The sequence below is a fragment of the Pseudoalteromonas sp. S558 genome (assembly GCF_005886635.1).
GTDB lineage: Bacteria > Pseudomonadota > Gammaproteobacteria > Enterobacterales > Alteromonadaceae > Pseudoalteromonas > Pseudoalteromonas aliena.
Window position 1 is genome coordinate 1 of the sequence record NZ_PNDU01000123.1, and the last position, 18,037, is coordinate 18,037.

Annotated in this window: 14 protein-coding genes and 1 pseudogene; 4 read left to right on the forward strand and 11 right to left on the reverse strand. The window is 37.6% G+C overall.

Annotated elements, in window-relative coordinates:
- Positions 1 to 131 precede the first annotated feature (131 nt).
- The 8 genes from ilvN to CWB66_RS09820 all read right to left on the reverse strand — a co-directional run bounded on the left by ilvN (position 132) and on the right by CWB66_RS09820 (position 10,015).
- Complete coding sequence (gene ilvN / locus CWB66_RS09785; protein WP_138585236.1) at positions 132 to 629, reverse strand: acetolactate synthase small subunit; 498 nt, start codon at positions 627 to 629, stop codon at positions 132 to 134.
- The gene (locus tag CWB66_RS09790) at positions 629 to 2,353 is read right to left on the reverse strand and encodes an acetolactate synthase 3 large subunit (protein ID WP_138585237.1); all 1,725 of its coding nucleotides are present in this window, start codon (positions 2,351 to 2,353) and stop codon (positions 629 to 631) included. The genes ilvN and CWB66_RS09790 overlap by 1 nt, the downstream gene beginning before the upstream one ends.
- 425 nt (positions 2,354 to 2,778) lie before the next feature.
- Complete coding sequence (locus CWB66_RS09795; protein ID WP_077535252.1) at positions 2,779 to 3,786, reverse strand: isocitrate dehydrogenase; 1,008 nt, start codon at positions 3,784 to 3,786, stop codon at positions 2,779 to 2,781.
- Between the two features lie 214 nt (positions 3,787 to 4,000).
- Positions 4,001 to 5,689 carry a hypothetical protein gene (locus CWB66_RS09800; RefSeq protein ID WP_138585238.1) on the reverse strand — a complete coding sequence of 563 codons (1,689 nt, stop codon included), beginning with the start codon at positions 5,687 to 5,689 and terminating at the stop codon, positions 4,001 to 4,003.
- A gap of 10 nt (positions 5,690 to 5,699) precedes the next feature.
- A complete protein-coding gene (locus tag CWB66_RS09805) occupies positions 5,700 to 6,083 on the reverse strand; it encodes a DUF3192 domain-containing protein (RefSeq protein ID WP_077535254.1) in 384 nt (127 codons plus the stop codon).
- 194 nt (positions 6,084 to 6,277) lie between these two features.
- Positions 6,278 to 7,051 carry a flap endonuclease Xni gene (gene xni / locus CWB66_RS09810; protein WP_138585239.1) on the reverse strand — a complete coding sequence of 258 codons (774 nt, stop codon included), beginning with the start codon at positions 7,049 to 7,051 and terminating at the stop codon, positions 6,278 to 6,280.
- 10 nt (positions 7,052 to 7,061) lie between these two features.
- Entirely contained in the window at positions 7,062 to 8,405 is a 1,344-nt protein-coding gene (gene ppnN / locus CWB66_RS09815; RefSeq protein ID WP_077535256.1) for a nucleotide 5'-monophosphate nucleosidase PpnN, read from the reverse strand.
- Positions 8,406 to 8,479: 74 nt separating this feature from the next.
- Positions 8,480 to 10,015: a GGDEF domain-containing protein gene (locus tag CWB66_RS09820; RefSeq protein ID WP_077535257.1), complete on the reverse strand. Its 1,536-nt coding sequence runs from the start codon at positions 10,013 to 10,015 to the stop codon at positions 8,480 to 8,482.
- 204 nt (positions 10,016 to 10,219) lie between these two features.
- Here CWB66_RS09820 and CWB66_RS09825 point away from each other — a divergent pair, with 204 nt between their 5' ends.
- Both CWB66_RS09825 and CWB66_RS09830 read left to right on the forward strand, forming a co-directional pair.
- Entirely contained in the window at positions 10,220 to 12,013 is a 1,794-nt protein-coding gene (locus tag CWB66_RS09825; protein WP_138585240.1) for a M61 family metallopeptidase, read from the forward strand.
- A gap of 142 nt (positions 12,014 to 12,155) precedes the next feature.
- The gene (locus CWB66_RS09830) at positions 12,156 to 14,327 is read left to right on the forward strand and encodes a S46 family peptidase (RefSeq protein ID WP_138585241.1); all 2,172 of its coding nucleotides are present in this window, start codon (positions 12,156 to 12,158) and stop codon (positions 14,325 to 14,327) included.
- Between the two features lie 528 nt (positions 14,328 to 14,855).
- Here CWB66_RS09830 and CWB66_RS09835 read toward each other — a convergent pair.
- The gene (locus tag CWB66_RS09835) at positions 14,856 to 15,203 is read right to left on the reverse strand and encodes a hypothetical protein (RefSeq protein WP_138585242.1); all 348 of its coding nucleotides are present in this window, start codon (positions 15,201 to 15,203) and stop codon (positions 14,856 to 14,858) included.
- 223 nt (positions 15,204 to 15,426) lie between these two features.
- On the reverse strand, positions 15,427 to 15,813 hold the full coding sequence (locus tag CWB66_RS09840; protein ID WP_138585243.1) for a hypothetical protein: 387 nt from the start codon (positions 15,811 to 15,813) through the stop codon (positions 15,427 to 15,429).
- A gap of 162 nt (positions 15,814 to 15,975) precedes the next feature.
- Between CWB66_RS09840 and CWB66_RS23055 the strand changes: the two are divergent.
- Positions 15,976 to 16,068, forward strand: a pseudogene (locus CWB66_RS23055) (S46 family peptidase); the annotation flags it as partial.
- Positions 16,069 to 16,242: 174 nt separating this feature from the next.
- On the opposite strand, the gene CWB66_RS09850 reads toward CWB66_RS23055, so the two are convergent.
- Positions 16,243 to 17,136: a response regulator gene (locus CWB66_RS09850; RefSeq protein ID WP_138585244.1), complete on the reverse strand. Its 894-nt coding sequence runs from the start codon at positions 17,134 to 17,136 to the stop codon at positions 16,243 to 16,245.
- 98 nt (positions 17,137 to 17,234) lie between these two features.
- On the opposite strand from CWB66_RS09850, the gene CWB66_RS09855 reads away from it, so the two are divergent.
- Entirely contained in the window at positions 17,235 to 18,035 is an 801-nt protein-coding gene (locus CWB66_RS09855; protein WP_138585245.1) for a chromosome partitioning protein ParA, read from the forward strand.
- The last annotated feature ends 2 nt before the right edge of the window (positions 18,036 to 18,037 follow it).

Sequence of the window (18,037 nt, forward strand, 5' to 3'; positions counted from 1 at the left end):
GTAATACCAAACTGCATAAATCTTTGATCAATTTAACGAATTAAATTGCACTATAATGTCGTTAAAAATTTTTTCCTAGTTCTAGCGTAATTTTTTTAACGTTAAACAGGCCCCATATAAGCAGATTGGTATTATGCTTTTAAAGCTTTATCGCCTCTACCTATGCCTACAGCTCCTGAGCGTACAACTTCGATAATGTCGGTTTCGTGGCGTAAGGTATCCAAAAACGATTCTATTTTATCTGTGCTGCTTACAAGCTGCAGACTATAGCTTTGTCGGCCCATATCTAAAATAATCCCTTGGAAAACATCAACTACACGAGTTACTGCTGCGCGTGTCGTTTCGTCTTGTGCAAATACTTTAACTAATAGCAGCTCACGCTCAATATGGCCCATCTCGGTTAAATCTATTATTTTTAACACGTCTACAAGTTTATTAACTTGTTTAGTTATTTGCTCCACAACTCTGTCATCACCCATAGTGGTAATGGTGATCCGTGATAATGATTGATCGTCGGTTGTGCCTACCGTAAGGCTGTCTATGTTGTACGCACGTTGTGAGAACAACCCAACGATACGCGACAGTGCACCAGGTTCGTTTTCTAATAAGATAGATAAAATACGACGCATTATGCTTTTACTCCTTTTCGTAACCACATCTCGTCAATGCTGCCTAATTTAATTTGCATTGGGTACACATGTTCTTTTTCGTCAACAAGAATATCTAAAAAGACTAAACGATCGTTGATGCTCATTGCTCTATCTATAGCCGGCTGCAGTTCATCAAGTGTGTTTACTTTAATACCTACATGGCCGTAGCTTTCAACTAACTTAACAAAGTCAGGCAGAGAGTCCATATAAGATGATGAATGGCGACCACCGTATACCATGTCTTGCCATTGGCGTACCATGCCAAGAGAGCGGTTGTTCAAAGACACAACTTTTACAGCTAAATTATATTGTAAACAGGTAGACAGCTCTTGGATATTCATTTGAATAGAGCCATCACCTGTAACGCAGACAGATTCTTTACCAGGAAATGCAAGCTTTACACCCATAGCGGCAGGTAAACCAAAGCCCATAGTGCCTAAGCCGCCTGAGTTGATCCATTGACGAGGGTGCTTAAAGGGATAGTACTGCGCTGCAAACATTTGATGTTGACCAACATCAGAGCTTACATATGCATCCCCATTGGTGGCTTTATAAACAGCTTCAATTACTGCTTGCGGTTTTATTTTTTCGCCATCCGTGTTGTAGCTTAAACATTTTTGCTCACGCCAGCTTATAATTTGTCGCCACCAGTCCTCTTGCGCGCTGCGATCAATTTGAATTGGGCTTTTGTCAATACCTGCTTGTAGTTGTTCAAGTACTGTTGCTAGGCAGCCTACAACGGGAATATGTGCTTTGATAGTTTTAGAGATAGAGGTTGGATCTACGTCAACATGAACAATGGTGGCATTTGGACAAAACTTTTTAACGTTATTGGTTACTCTGTCATCAAAACGAGCGCCTAACGCTAAAATAACATCGGCATTTGCCATTGCTTTATTGGCTTCAAGCGTGCCATGCATCCCCAGCATGCCAATAAAGTTAGGATGTACACCCGATATACCTCCAAGACCCATTAAGGTATTTGTAATTGGTGCATTTAGCGACTCAACTAAATGAGTTAGCTGCTCTGATGTATTAGAAATAACAATACCGCCACCGGAGTAAATAACGAGCTTTTTAGCCTCTAAAATGGCAGTAACGGCTTTACGAATTTGTTTAGAGTGCCCCCTGGTATTGGGGTTGTACGTTCTGAGCTCTGTTGTTTGAGGGAATTGGTATTCAAACTTAATACTAGGGTTAAGCATATCTTTAGGTAGTTCAACTACAACAGGGCCTGGGCGACCTGTGCTGGCAATATAAAACGCTTTAGCTAAGATTGTTGGAATTTCTTTCGCGCTCCTACAGTTAAAGCTATGTTTAACTATTGGGCGAGAGCAGCCAACAATATCGGTTTCTTGAAATGCATCGTCACCAATTAAGTGTGTAGGTACTTGGCCTGATAACACAACCATTGGAATAGAATCCATGTAGGCTGTAGCAATACCGGTAATACAATTTGTCGCTCCAGGGCCTGAAGTTGCAAGTACAACACCTACTTCCCCTGTCGCACGCGCATAGCCATCAGCCATGTGTGTGGCTGCTTGCTCGTGGCGAACTAAAATATGTTCAATATCATCTTGCTGAAAAAGTGCATCATATAAATCTAATACTGAGCCACCGGGGTAGCCAAATATGTATTTAACCTTTAATTCTTTTAATGCCTGAACGACTAGTTCAGAGCCATTATATTGTTGTTTACTCATCCTCATTCCTCTGTGCTGTATTTTATGCATAAAAAAACCCCCGCGTAGTGCGAGGGTTTTTAAAAAGCAGTATCACTTTTCAATACATCCCCGCTGGGCTTATCACTAAGACCAGTACGAGTACGACAGAAAGGCGAATTTGCATTTTCATAATTTATCACTGTGTTACAAAGCAATACATTGCTTTAAATTAAAAATTCTCTATGAAGCTATTTTTAAGGGTTTTTAGCTCACATGTCAACCGAGAAATGCCTTTTTTGCATTGAAATTTCATTTAATATTGTTTTTTTAATTTTAAATTGCAAAGGCCGTCGTTTTTATTGGCCTGTAAGGAAGAAATTATGCAGCTTAGAATGGGTAATGCAGGAATATATAAAAACAAAAAAGCCAGCATTGCTGGCTTTTCATAGTAAATGTACGATCAATTACAGACGATCAATCACAGCTTGAGTGAAATCTGTAGTACCGTGGCTACCGCCTAAATCGCGAGTCGTTCTATCGCCTGATTTAATTACGTCAGCAACAGCACTGCGAATACGCTCTGCAGTGTCGCCCATATCTAAATGCTCAAGCATTTGAATCGACGCTAAAATTACAGATGTAGGGTTAGCTAAGTTTTTACCAGCGATATCGGGTGCACTGCCGTGTACAGCTTCAAATATTGCAGCATCTTCACCAATGTTAGCACCTGGTGCCATGCCTAGGCCGCCGACTAAACCAGCACAAAGATCTGATAAAATATCACCAAATAAGTTTGTAGTAACAATTACATCAAACTCTTCCGGGGTCATTACTAGTTTCATACACGTTGCATCAACAATCATTTCTGTTGATTCAATTTGTGGGTAACGTTCAGCTACTTCGCGCGCAACTTTTAAAAATAAACCCGATGTTGATTTTAAAATATTTGCTTTATGAACCGCAGTTACTTTTTTACGACCTTCGCGCACAGCTAGCTCGTATGCAAATGTGACGATTTTTTCTGCGCCTTCGCGGGTAATGACAGATTTAGCTTCTGCTTCGTTACCGTCCTCAGAAACAATTTGCCCTGCACCTGAGTACATACCTTGTGTGTTTTCACGAATCGTAATGATATCAATATCATCGTAACGTGCTTTAGTGCCTACAAATGATTTAACAGGACGAACATTTGCATATAAACCAAATTGCTTACGTAAAGTCACGTTTATAGACGTAAAACCTTCACCCACAGGTGTTGTTAAAGGGCCTTTAAGTGTGATTTTGTTTTTAGCAATGGTATCAATTGTGTCTTGCGGAAGTAACTCACCTGTTTTTTCAAGTGCAGCTAGGCCAGCATCAACAAATTCATAATCAAAATCGCATCCTGCGGCTTTTAGTATTTCAAGTGCTGAGTCGATAATGCTCGGACCGATGCCGTCGCCTTTGATCACTGTGATGGTTCTTTTGGCCATTAACTTTTCCTTTAAAGAGTTTGATTTACGCATAAACTATTACTCTGAGAGAGCAACTGCTTGTTAGATCATTCATGCGATTGAGGGTTGAAAATTTTAAGGGCGCATTTATACCAATATATCACCCATTTTGCCAGTTTATACCACAAATAATGGGTATAAACTGTGTTTATAGTCATAATAGGTTTGCTAAATAATCTAAGGCTGAGTCAGATTAAATACTATTCGATAAGTTTAGCGCTAGCAGCTGCTGATTAAAAGTAGATTGATTTGACCAACCTTGTAATTTTAATTGCTCATTTAATATTTGCTTTTGCCATACCGTTAGTGCTAATTCGGGTTTAAATACACTTTGCGCGACTACTTTTAATGTTATCCAAAGCTTGTGTTGACTATTAAATTGCTTTTTAGGTATTTGCTCTGCTTCTAAAAGCGCGTGAGTCCAAGGGTTATCACTCAATAATTGCTTAAGTTGAGTGCTTAGCTGCTCTTGATCAATCCCATCGACGCCGAATAAAACACAAAATGGATCGCTTAAATCATTATTTGGCGTTTCGCTTATTAAAACTTTTCTTGAAAGTCGTGTACTGCATTGAGTTAATAAATAGTACGTATAAGCATATAAAGGCAAAGCAATATGTTCAAATTGATAGTTTTTGTTGTGCTTAACGATTAATCCCATAATGTTTACTAAGCAAGTTAAGCGCTTTAAAACAAATTGCTGTAGTGGATGCGGTGTTACATTGACAAGTCGCTCAAACACGACACGCTGAATAATCGCCGGCACATTTAAGTAACCAACCATAGACAAACTATGTTTTAAATCTTTAGCGAGTTGATGTTCTTTGTTGTAAGGTCTTACTGCTTCGCACAAATTAACTATTATTTGAGGATGCTCAGCCATAATTTGGCTCAAACCTTTATAACTGTATTCATGTTGTAACTTAATACGACTTATTAAATCAAGTAACTGCAACGATTCATTCGCTGATACATCATTTGTTGTTTTAATATGTTCGCTATTCCAAACCATTAAGTGTAATTTTTGATTTGTGCAATACCATTGCTTCGGATTGTCATTAAGCGATGCTTTTACGCGATACCACGTTATTTTATTTTTTTCATTAGTGCTTATTAGAATGTGGCGTTGCAATGTATTGGTCATTAAATAGAGCATCGATTGCTCAGAATATAGCACCTTACTACCCGGTAATAACGGTCCTATATGTGCAATCAGCGCTTTTATTAATTGCTGAGCAAATAAATTTGGTGTTCTTATATATAAATCGCCGAGTGCTTTAAAAAGGTCAATATGTTTTTTCTCAGCATTATAAGTCGTATTCATTGCGATGATATTCGCGAGTGCGACAAGCGTTATACCCCCATCGTAAAGCATAATCTTAGGCGTGCTAACAAGTGCCTGCTTGTATTTGCTCAATTTAGCTAAAATTTGTGCTATTGGCTTTGCTGACTCTCCTGCGCTTAAAATAATTTTAGCCGCTAGCTGATGACGTAGCTGCCATACTTTTTTGTCATTGATATTAAAGTCAGTATGCTCAGCAAGTTTATTGAGTTGCTTACAAACGCACAGATGCTCAACAAGTGCGACGCTTATATAAAGTTCGCTTAATTCGTTATTATAATGCTGGCTTGAACAAAGTGCTGTTGTTAATACACACTGACCAATAACAAGGTTTGTTGAATAGTCGTATTTTGGATTAAACAGTGCCAGTTGTGCTTGCAGTGAAAATGGATTTTCGTTGTATAGGAGTCGAAATTGTTCAGCTATTTTGCAAATGACAGGGTAGAGTGTTTGCCATTGCTCTTTATTGTTATAAGAGGCTAAAAACAACTGGGTATTTTCAAACAGCTGGTTTAATTTTATTGAGATAGGTTCATCCATTATGGCTCACCTAATTATTTTCCTGATACTTTTTGTAGGCATTGGGTCCCCATAAAATAAGCTGTCCATTTTTAAATAAAAGCCCAGTGCATTCGTCAATAGTGGTAATGCCATCAGATGCAATATGCTGTGTACGGTAAAAAATAATTTGCAGTACTTGTTCACCTTCACGTTTTGCATAAGTAAGATCGGGGCTGCCCAAATAATCAAGTACACTATTGAGAGTTGTTTGCTTTTTAAGGGTTAGCTTTTCAATATAGCGTTTATTAAATGCTTCACGGTCTTGCCAGATCATTGCTTGTGGATCGTCTTTGTAAAAAGTGATCACTAAGGCTGCAATAAGTGCGTAAAGTCCCAAACCTAAAATTAAATACCGAGAAAACTTTTTCAACATGAATTACTCTAACTGCCATAACTAACAATAGTATACGTATTGTAATAAGTACGCGCTATTAATACCAATCCGCAATAATACCTAATCAATTTGAGATGACGCTAACGGCGTTAAACATTTCTGATACAGAACAACTAAATAACGAAATTTTTGCCTTGTTATCGACACGATTTTCTTGCCTCAAAATAAATCACTTAATTAAGCCTTAGCTGCTTTAAACTAAAACCTAGATTTATATCTGAGCGTAAACTTACCAGTTGCTTTGAAATAACATACATTTGCATATTAGCGTCTAGTTTTTTATGAATACTTGGACTAAGTGATTCATCTTCAAGCGCATCTTCAATTGTATTGTAATTATTAACAAGCTGCTGAGCCGATTTTGCTCCAATACCTTTTACACCAGGAATATCATTGGTTTTATCTCCCGCTAAAGCCCAAAAATCAACAAGTTTGTTTTTATTAACGCCAAAGCGCTCCTTTATACTGTGCTCATCAAGATACTGTTTTTTAAAATAATCATAAACAGTAATATCAGCTCCTAGGTGTGGTAAAAAGCCTTTATCGGTCGAGACAATTGTATTCGATACCTGATTATTCGCCGCTTTGCACGCGAGTGTGGCAATAATGTCATCGGCTTCATCATTTTCGGGTTCAAATACTACAATTCCAGTGTCTTCAATTGCGGTTTTAAAGTGGACTAATGCCTCTTTTAATGTATCGGGCATCGGTGCACGAGAATGCTTATAGTCTTTATAAAAGTGATAACGCCAACTTTTATCACCGTCAAAAACGGCAATAGCGTGGGTTGCATTAGTGATACTTAAGAGTTTTTTACATGCTTGGGCAACACGTGCAGAGCAGGTTTGTATCATTTGCTCGTCATTGTGATGCTTTTGATTCATGTCGACTGCGTAAATGCGCCTAATTAAATTAAGCGCATCGATAAGAAGTAAATGGGGTTTCAAACTATAAGGCTCATGCTTTTATTTTGTAACACGGAACATACTTACTACCTGGGAGTTTCATTCTCCCTTGCTCAACAAAAGCTTGTAGCAATTTATCCATATCTTTCATTAAGGCAGGCTCGCCACTTAAAATGTAAGGGCCATTTTGTTTTATGGCTTTTATACCTTCATCTTTTACATTTCCGGCAACAATACCTGAAAATGCTCGGCGTAAATTTGCGGCTAATTGTTGTTTAGGTTGATCAAGATGTAAATCAAGGCTGGCCATATTCTCGTGCGTAGGTGCAAAAGGTTGTTGAAAATCATTATCGATTTTCAAAGTCCAATTAAAGTAATAAGCATCGCCTTCACTTTTACGGTAATTACGTACATCAGTCATTGCTGACTTTAATTTTTGACCGACAAGTTCAGGGTTATCAATAATGACTTCAAATTTATCTAATGCTTCTTTACCAAGAGTCATTTGTATAAATTTACATAATTCTTTAAAGTACGTTTCACTTTCTTTTGGGCCCGTTAAAATAACCGGCAGGCATTGCTTGGTATTATCTGGGTGCAGTAATATACCTAATAAATACAGCAGTTCTTCTGCTGTACCCGCACCACCTGGGAAAATAATAATCGCGTGAGCTGTTCTTATAAAGGCTTCAAGGCGTTTTTCAATGTCTGGTAAAATGACTAATTCGTTTACGATTGGATTAGGTGGCTCGGCGGCAATAATACTTGGCTCAGTTAATCCTAAATAACGGTTATCTTTGATACGCTGTTTTGCATGGCCAATAGTGGCACCTTTCATTGGGCCTTTCATCGCGCCTGGACCACAACCTGTGCAAATGTTTAATCCGCGTAAACCTAATTCATAACCTACTTGCTTAGTGTACTTATATTCAAGTTCATTTATTGAATGTCCACCCCAGCAAACAACCATATTGGGCTCAATATTTACACGCAATGCGTCTGCATTTCTGAGCATATCAAATACCATATGGGTTATGGCTTTTTGCTCTTTAAGGTTTTTCTCATACTTTTGACAAATAAATAATATATCGCGAATAACAGAGAAAATATGTTCGTGAATACCTGTGATTATTTCGCCATCGACGAATGCTGTTGCTGGTGGGTTTTCAAGTTCTATTTTTATGCCACGCTCTCTACTGACTAAGCGTATATCAAAATCTTTATATTTGTCGTAAATTTCGTTGCTTGAATCGGTATGGCTACCGACATTAAGAACCGCAAGCGCACAATTTCTAAATAGCTTATAGCGTTCACTCGCAGAGGATTGCTCTAATAAATCAACTTCTAATTGCGACAGTAAATCTAAAACCCCAGTTGGGTTTAACTGTATTAACATCGGCGTTCTCCTTGCTACTTATTTATGTAAATTAACTGCTTAGCCATAATTCTTAGCATTTATCAAACATGGCGTTATTTACTGATACAAAGGCGATCCCGACCTGTATTTTTAGCTTCGTAGAGCGCATCGTCCGCTCTATCAAAAGCGATAATAGGTGTATCGCCTTTTTTAAATTGTGTTGCACCTAATGAAATCGTAATTTCTATTTGTTTATCTCTAAATTTAAAAGGAATGCTTTTTATCACTTTTCTAAGTTTTTCTAGCGGTGCTGCTGCACTATCAATCGTGGTATTTGGCATTAGTAGTACAAACTCCTCACCACCATAACGTGCAATAAAGTCTGATTTTCTTATTGATTTTAATAATGCTTTAGCAATAACTTGTAACGTGATATCACCTGCGGTGTGGCCAAACCTATCATTGATTGATTTAAAATGGTCTACGTCAATAACGGCAAGGGTAACATCGGATGTTTGCACATTAAATAAATGTACTTCGTGATTATAACGTTCGTCAAATGCAGCACGATTAGGTAACTTTGTTAAGCTATCAAGAAGGCTTTTAAAGCGCTGTTCATTTAAACGTTTTTTGTATTTAGTCAGTTTGCTTTCAAGGCTACCAATTCTGCTATTGATTTGATCAAAGCTTGAAATCAGCGTTTCTCTATCTTCACGTTCTAACTTTTCTTTTGCGATAAAATCTTGGCTTAGCGATTTAAGCTCGTTATCAACGAGCTCTTTTAAAGATGAAATTGAGGTTGCATTTTGCGTTTGTATATTCAGATTTTTTATTTTGCTTTCTATGCTTTTATTCAACGAATCAAACTCAACGCCCATCGATTTTGAGTGTTTGCTCGTAGAAACAATCGAGTGGTGCAAGTCTTCAAGTGTTTGGTTTAGTGAAGCCAAAAAACTCTGTGCAGACTGGCGCTCTTTGGTGATGTTTTTTACGACGACCGAAATTATATTTATGGCTGCTTTTAACAGAGCGTCCAATTTATCGTTTTCAGTAATATTGTTTTTTATGTATTTAACTTCTTCAGCCGCTTCATCCTCAAGCATTAAATCGTTAGCAAGTTCTAATAATTTTTTTGCAAGTTCAGGTGTCGCATCACATTGTTCGCTGGAGGTGCCTGTCAGCTTTGTATTTAGTGCTTGATGGTAAAAAGAAACCAGCTTATCGAGTAAAGGAATAAAATCATGAGTTGAATGAACATTATTAATATCGTGATCTAATAGATGACGTAATGTTCTACGCGTGTCATCAGGTAGGCCTTTGGTTTTTTGCAGTTGTTTTCCAGCATTTAATACACTGGTGTATAAATCTCGCTGTTGAGCTAGTTGTACCGACTCTTGGTTTTTTAATAAAACAATTGTTTCATCTATCAATGGCGATAAGTGCTCAAAGCTAACGCCTTTAGTTAGCGCATTTCTAAATTTAGCTAACCGGTTGTCCAGCTCGGTATCAAGTCCTTTACAGCTTAATGATAATTTGGCTGAAAAATTAGTCAGGGTATCGACTTGATATTTACGAGCATCCTCAACAGCCATACGCGCATCGATCGCCTGTTTGAGTTTTTTATCTGTAGCGTTAGATTTTTCAGACACCTAAGCATACCGCCATCGAGTTAGTTATATTATCCTCAGTTTACAACAAATTCTTATTAAGTGTAGTTATCTAACTAAAAACTTAGCAATTTTTAGTAGACTATTGCGTATAAACTTATATACAGGGTCATTTATCGCTTTTAATTCACTTTTAAATTGGGGCTTGTTAGTCTTACCGCAATCAAGTTTCCATTAAGAGTTTCTATGAAAAAATTATTAGCGTTATCTATTTTAGCTGCCTGTTCAACATCTGCTTTTGCCGATGTAAATTACGCATTAAGCATATCTCAACCTGAACATCATCTAGGAAATGTAAGTGTTGAGTTTCCAAAAACCGCACAAGCGCATATTGACGTAAAGCTTCCTGCTTGGCGCACTGGCCGTTACGAAATTCTTAATCTTGCCAATGGTGTGCGTTATTTCCACGCGAAAGATGAAAATGGCAAAGCGTTAAAATGGGAAAAAATAGATCACAGTACGTGGCGTGTTCATTTAAATCAGCCAACCGAAGTAAACCTTGACTATCAAGTCTATGCAAACGAGCTAGGAAAACGTGCCCGTCATATTGATGACAGTCATGCCTTTATTGATGCTTCAGGTTTTTTTATGTTTAGCGAGTCGTTTCGCCAAGAGCCAGTTACTGTAAATTTAGATGTGCCTAAAAAATGGCGCTCTGTATCGGGGATGGATAACCTCAAAGGTAAAAACACCTTTCAAGCAGCTGACTACGACGTATTAGTTGATTCGCCTATTGAAACGGGTATTAATCAGTTGCATACCTTTGAAGTAGACGGACGAGAGTATGACTTAGTGGTGTGGGGCAACGGTAATTACGATATAGACCTTATGCTTAGCGATCTTAAAAAGCTCGTCGCGACAGGTAACGTAATTTGGGATAGCTATCCGTATGAGCGTTATGTATTTATGGTACATGCAACATCGGGAGCGGGCGGTGCAACAGAGCATTTAAACTCAACGATTATTCAACGCCCACGAGACCGTTTTGCAAAGCGCGAAGATTACTTAGGCTTTATTAGCACCGCCGCCCACGAATTTATTCATACGTGGAACGTTAAAGCGTACCGTCCTAAAGGATTGGTTCCTTACGATTATACCAATATGAACTATTCAAAATTATTGTGGATAGCCGAGGGTTCAACAAGCTACTTTGAAGATCATTTATTAGTTCGTTCTGGCATAGAAACCACGGATGAGTTTTTTAAAGTGATGACTAAAACGATTAATCGTCATTTACAAACACCGGGTCGCGAAGTGCAAAGTGCAAGCGAAACAAGTTTTGATAAATGGATTAATCAAGGTGGCGATCATGCGCGTAATTACGGCACTAACATTTACTCTGAAGGTTCGCTGCTTTCAATGGCATTAGACATTGATTTGTTAGAAAAAAGCCAAGGTAAAATTAGCTACCGCGACGTTCACAAAGCACTTTATAACGCTCATAAAATGCCAGAAGGATTCACAGAGCAAGATGTACTCACAATTTTAAACGATCTTACTGGGCGCGATTACAGTACTTGGTGGAAAGAAAACATTGATGCTCCAGCAAACTTAAATTTTGATGAACTACTTGACAAAGTAGGCCTTAAACTAGAGCGCCCGGAAAAAGCAAAAGCATTAGCAAGTATTGACGCTTTAGCTAAATCAAGCGGCGAACTACTTACTTTATCACATGTTCGCAGAGGCGGTAGTGCATGGAAAGCGGGCTTAACAACCGCTGATAAAATCGTTGCAATAAATAAGCATCAAGTAGGTAAAGACTTAAAAACAAGTCTAGAAATGTTTAATGCCGGCGATAAAGTAACAATTGATTATATACGTCGTGATGAATTAGCAACGACCAGTATTGTTTTGTCAGAAGATTTTGATAAGCCAAAAAAAGTAGTTTCGAATAAAGACGCTACGCTTGAACAAAAAGCGCTATTTAAAGCGTGGATCGGTGTAGAACACCCTGCAGATGTAAAAAAAGACGAAAAGTGATTTGAATTTAGTTCAAATACATTAATTTAAAGTAAGGGAGTGTGTGCTCCCTTCACTTTGTCATTTATCCATCGTAGTAATGGCTCAATTATTCAATAAGTAGCTATGTTACTACCGCACAAACAATAAAAAGGACTCTGTAATGCGTTTAAAACCCCTAATAGCTCCGTTAGCAGCTACATTTTCACTTTCCATCTCGGGCAGTGTCGTTGCCGATGAAGGCATGTGGCAGCCACATCAACTTCCAGAATTAGAATCAATTTTAAAAGCCAAAGGGTTGGAGATAAGTGTTGATTCAATTTCTAAATTAACCGAATTTCCAATGAATGCGGTTATTAGTTTAGGTGGTTGTACAGCATCGTTTGTATCGCCTAAAGGCTTAGTGGTGACAAATCATCACTGTATTTATGGCTCAGTTCAGTACAATTCAACGCCTGAGAATAATATTCTAGAAAACGGCTTTTTAGCCAAAACGCCGGCTGAAGATTTACCAGCTGCACCGGGTGCTCGCGTATACGTGACTGAAACGGTGACCAATGTCACCGACCAAGTCATTAAAGGCACTGAAACATTAAGCGCAAAAGCACGCTACGACGCACTAGAAAAAAACGAAAAAGCCTTAGTAGCCCAGTGTGAAGCTGATGAAAGCTACCGTTGTAATGTGTATTCTTTTCATGGTGGTTTGGAGTTTTACTTAATTAAGTCACTTGAAATTAAAGATGTACGCTTAGCATATACACCCGCTATGGGCGTAGGTAAGTACGGTGGCGATATAGATAATTGGATGTGGCCGCGCCACACAGGCGATTTTGGTTTTTACCGTGCATACGTAGGCAAAGACGGCAAACCGGCAGAATATAACGTAGATAATGTACCTTACGTACCAGACTCTTACTTAAGTGTAAGCGCTAAAGGCGTACAAGAGGGCGATTTTGTCATGGTTACAGGCTATCCAGGGCGTACCAATCGTTACCGCATAGCCGCAGAAGTTGATAATGTATTTAACAATAGCTACCCAAAAGCACGTGTACATAATTCAAAATACGTGTCGCTTATTGAAGAGAATTCAGAAGACGGCAGTAAAGCGCGTATTGCTTACGAAAGCACCATAGCTGGTTACAATAACTACATTAAAAATTATGGTTCGATGATCGAAAGCTTTAAAAAAGGCACTATGTTTGAGCGTAAAAAACAGTTTGAACAAGAACTAACTAATTGGGTCAATAGTGATAGTACACGTAAAGAGCAATACGGAAGTGTACTAGGTGAGCTATCTAAACTAATTGCGCAATCACAAGAGCACAGTGAACGCGATCGTATGTTAGGTTATGTACATCGCTCACAAATGATCAGTACAGCACGACGTTTATACCGCTTAGGTTATGAAAAGCAAAAGCCAAATAGCGAACGCGAATCGGGATATCAAGAACGTGACTTACCCCGCATTAAAGCAGGCCTTGAGCGTATGACGCGCCGTTATGATAGCAAAGTAGACAAAGCTATTTTACTGCACTTTTTAGAACTGTATGCAGCACTTCCTAAAGAAGAGCGCTTTAGCGACGTTGATAACGTATTTAAAGTACAAAATGGGTTTGATAAAGCAACTCAAAGCGCGTTACTTGATAGCATGTATGAACAGTCGAGACTCGATAATGCCACTGTTCGCAATTCATTATTTGAACAATCGTTTAGCCAGCTAAATCAAAGCCAAGACCCATTTGTGCAGTACGCTAAAGCAATATTTAAAGTAATGAAAGCAGAGGAAGATAAATCAAAAGCACTTGCAGGTAAATTACAAGCAGCTCGCCCAGAGCTAATGAGCGCAATCATTGCGTTTAACAAAGCTAAAAACAAACCTGTATACGCCGATGCCAACAGCACACTACGTGTAACCTATGGCACCGTAGGCGGCTATTCACCTCAAGATGGATTGGTAGCAACGCCGTTTACATCGCTTGAAGGGTTACTTGCTAAAAACACCGATGTTGACCCATTTAATGCACCTAAAAAGTTACAAGAGCAAATTAAAGCAAAACTATTTGGTGATTACACGGGTGGCATGAATACAGTGCCAGTTAACTTTTTATCAAATGTAGACACTACCGGTGGTAACTCAGGTTCACCTACACTTAACGGCAAAGCAGAACTTGTTGGCTTACTTTTTGATGGTGTGTACGAAAGTATTATTGGTGATTGGGATTACAACCCTGAGCTTAATCGCTCAATCCACGTTGATTCGCGCTACATGCTGTGGGTAATGGATAAAGTAGATAATGCACAAAACTTATTAGACGAAATGAAAATAGTAAAATAAGTAATTAGTGAGATAAGAAAAGAGGCGCTTACCGTATCGGAAGCGCCTTTTTTATTGGGTGTGATTCAGTTTGCAGCTTTTTAATACCGTTGGCTTTACGTATTCACTTTCATTCGCGAGTAATATCAATCTTCTCATAGCTTTGTTAAAGGCTAAATTTGAAGTGAATACATTTTTCATTTTTTTATTTTGAACTCTAAATTATCTTGAGATGCCAATATGTATTGCCCAGGTACAAAAATAATGAATGGAAAGATAATCGAACATAAAATAACAACTTTTACTATATCCCCAGAAATTACAGAACCTAATAAATTCATGCCTAAAAGCATTGATATAGTCGATACTTGGTAAACTGTTTTATGCCTAGGAGTAAACTGGTGCAAAGCACCACAATTGACACATCTGTTCTTTGTAGAAAACATTGCCCATGCAAACCACGAAAAAGATAGATTAAGTGAGCAATTTAAACATTTAGGCATCATAATTCAGTCCATATATAATAGGCGTGATTTATTAAAGATATAATTAACGTGCTAGTATATATGTACCTAGCGGCGTTTCTAAATGAAACCTGTCAGAGTCCAGAAAAAGTATTTTCCATTCGTAAACAGTGTCACCAGAAGTTACATGTAAAATATCCGCTTTCCTGTAATAAGGGTAGCTTCTATTTCCATACTTTTTCATTATCTCTAATATGGTGCTTTTATCAATTACAATAAAGTCACCCGATTCCACTTTCACAATACTTCCATCAGAATCTATAATTTCAGTTATTTTCCATTTATGCTGAATATCAATGTCTTTTGCATGCAACGAGACTGAAAAAATTAATAGAAACCATAAAAAAATAAGTTGGCTAGATTTTTTTTGCATATTATTTATAGACCGAAGATGTATTTTTAGAAGGCGTACTGGCTAAAAACCGACCTAAACCATCAGGGAGTTGATCAAGAGCATACTTTTTATTACTAATATGTCGACCAAATTCATTACCAAGGTGGTCCCTAGATATTCCTGTGATTCTTTGGGTTAATGCTCTTCCAAAATAAGGATGTGGTGACCAAGAAAAGTCGTATTCGAAAATTATTTCATAGCTCTAGCCCCTTGCCATTCTTGGGTATGGGACGTTTGCTAAAAACTCACCTTGAAGTATGTTAGACAGCATACCTACGACAGGGCCCGTAAAAGCTCCTAATGTAACAAAGCTTACCGCAACACCTAAAACTGCAGATGCTACATAGCCACCTTGTCTTATTGTTTTTTCCCATTCCAAATTCCATTTTGTAGCCGCATCATCAGTAAGGAAATTAATAGTATGTGCTGATTTGCTTCTTAGTTTTTCTCTAATGAAGCAATTTGGGGCTTTTCCATTTCCCATCCAATGTCCGCCATCAGTCCAATTCAATCTATTTCCACATTTAATTTCTAACTCTTTTTTCTCTTTTAGAGATAATCTTTGAGTTCTAAGTGTTAATGTATCCATTATAATTCCTTTTAATATGTATGATATATCGTTAACTAAAATATTAATATTGTATTATTTTGTCAAGTGAAACTCACTTGATGCTTATCTTTTTTACGTGATAGTAAATTTAAAACATCGCTTCATGACAACAACGCTTTTTAATGTCATCTTTATTCATACTCAATCCACGTTGATTCGCGCTACATGCTGTGGGTAATGGATAAAGTAGATAATGCACAAAACTTATTAGACGAAATGAAAATAGTAAAATAAGTAATTAGTGAGATAAGAAAAGAGGCGCTTCGCTTTTAAAGAAACATAACATGGCGTAACGTTTAAAATTTTAGCTTCTTTGGTAAGGATAAGTCGCTGATTTTGATTTACACAATTTATGGTCTCTTACATGCTTGATACTTTTTATAATATAACGGTCATCTAAATAAAAAATTAAATACCAACCAACATGACTTTACCTTGTGCCATCCCCTCAAGCTGGCAACTAAAATCAATTCGCTTTTCTGCAGGAGTTTTATATAGCAAAGTGAGTTTGTGAAAAGGTGTTGTAATAACTTTGACGGTTTTAATTTGTAAACTAACTCGCGTTCGTTTGTCTAAAAAGGCAAAAGCAGTTTCGCTAAGTGCCTTTTTACATGCAGATAATGCCGCATTCGATACTGCGCTCGATATTATTAAGTTACTGATATCGCCAGTAGACAAGGTATTATATCCGCCAGCCATTACACAGGCTGCATAAATATCAAGTATTGCAATGGCACGCACTTTTTGACTTTTTGGATCCTCATAAACGGCCATTACACAAGGAACTTTAGACTCATTGAATACTTGTGGTTGTATAGTGTTGACTATTAAAGACGAACTAATATGTTTATGAAATAGGCGTTCTAATTGCGAAAGTTTTGGTAAAGCTAAATCACTGTTTAATTCAATTTCATCGGGGATTATTTCGTTATTTTCTACAAGCTGTACTAAAGGCAATAATTTATCGTGTAGTTGCGCGTCGGTGAAAGGTTTTGACAACACAAAGGTTGCACCAAAGCTAATAGCTTCTTCAATTTTAGACTTTTCATCAACTGTGGTGAGCATCGCGACTATTATATTAAGTTGTCGTTGCTTAATAGCACGCAATAACATCACTCCTGACATTTCAGGCATATGCCAATCTGTGAGAACAATATCTGGATGCCAGCTGCCAATAAGTGTCAACGCAGATTTAGCATTGTTGGCTTTCTCTATTAATAACTTTCGATAGCCAAATTTTTCCAACCCCCGGCGTACTATTGCGAGTGTTGCTTGACTATCATCAACGATAAGTATTTTCACGCACGTTACTTTTTTTTTAAATGTTGTTGTTATTATGGCATATTATTTTGACAGCGCTAAACTCTAGTAAATTGACACTAATTTAAGATAATTAAATAATGCCATACGTCGTATTTCCTCCTGAGGTTTATCAATATATTGCTATAAATTTTGGGCTACTTATTTTAGCTGCTTGGTTTTATATTCTTTTATTGATACTCAGAGAGTTTAGGTCGTTTGCGCTTAGCATGGTTAAAAATACAGGGGGGATGGATGATGCTACGTTAGCGATGTGTAGGGAATCTGTTGACAATGCAATGAGCTATGTTAACGATAATCGAAAGACAATTGCTGAGTTAGTTAATTTACAAATACTGTTACAACAGCAATTAACTGAGGTTACTTCATCAACCAAAGATCATGTTACTGAAAAAGAACAACAGCTAATTGATCAGCTTAATAATAAATTAAAACGCTCGCATAATTTAATACGCAAACTTAAAGGGGATCTCGACAAAAGTGTCGAAAAATTAAAAGTAACTCGTCAAAAACTGTATGCACAATATGATGCAGTGACTGTGCTTCAAGAAGAAAAAGAGCAGTTACAAGCAGATTATAAAGCGCTTAAAAAAGCGAGCGAAAATAGTGATAAAACACTAAACGTAGATGTACCTTCAACGCAAGATCAAACTAAGCTACTTAACACTTTAAACGAATATAAAAGACAAATTGCAGAGCAAGATCAGCTACTACAGCAATTGCAGTTACAAACTGACGGGCCTGAAAGTAGTGAGGAATTAGACACTCTTAAGCAAGAGCTAGAAAAAACGCAGTATGCACTCAAGCACCTTACAAAAGAAAAAAAATTCATTGAAGGGCGATATTTAGAAATAATGAAAAATACACAAAAACCAAGTTAGCA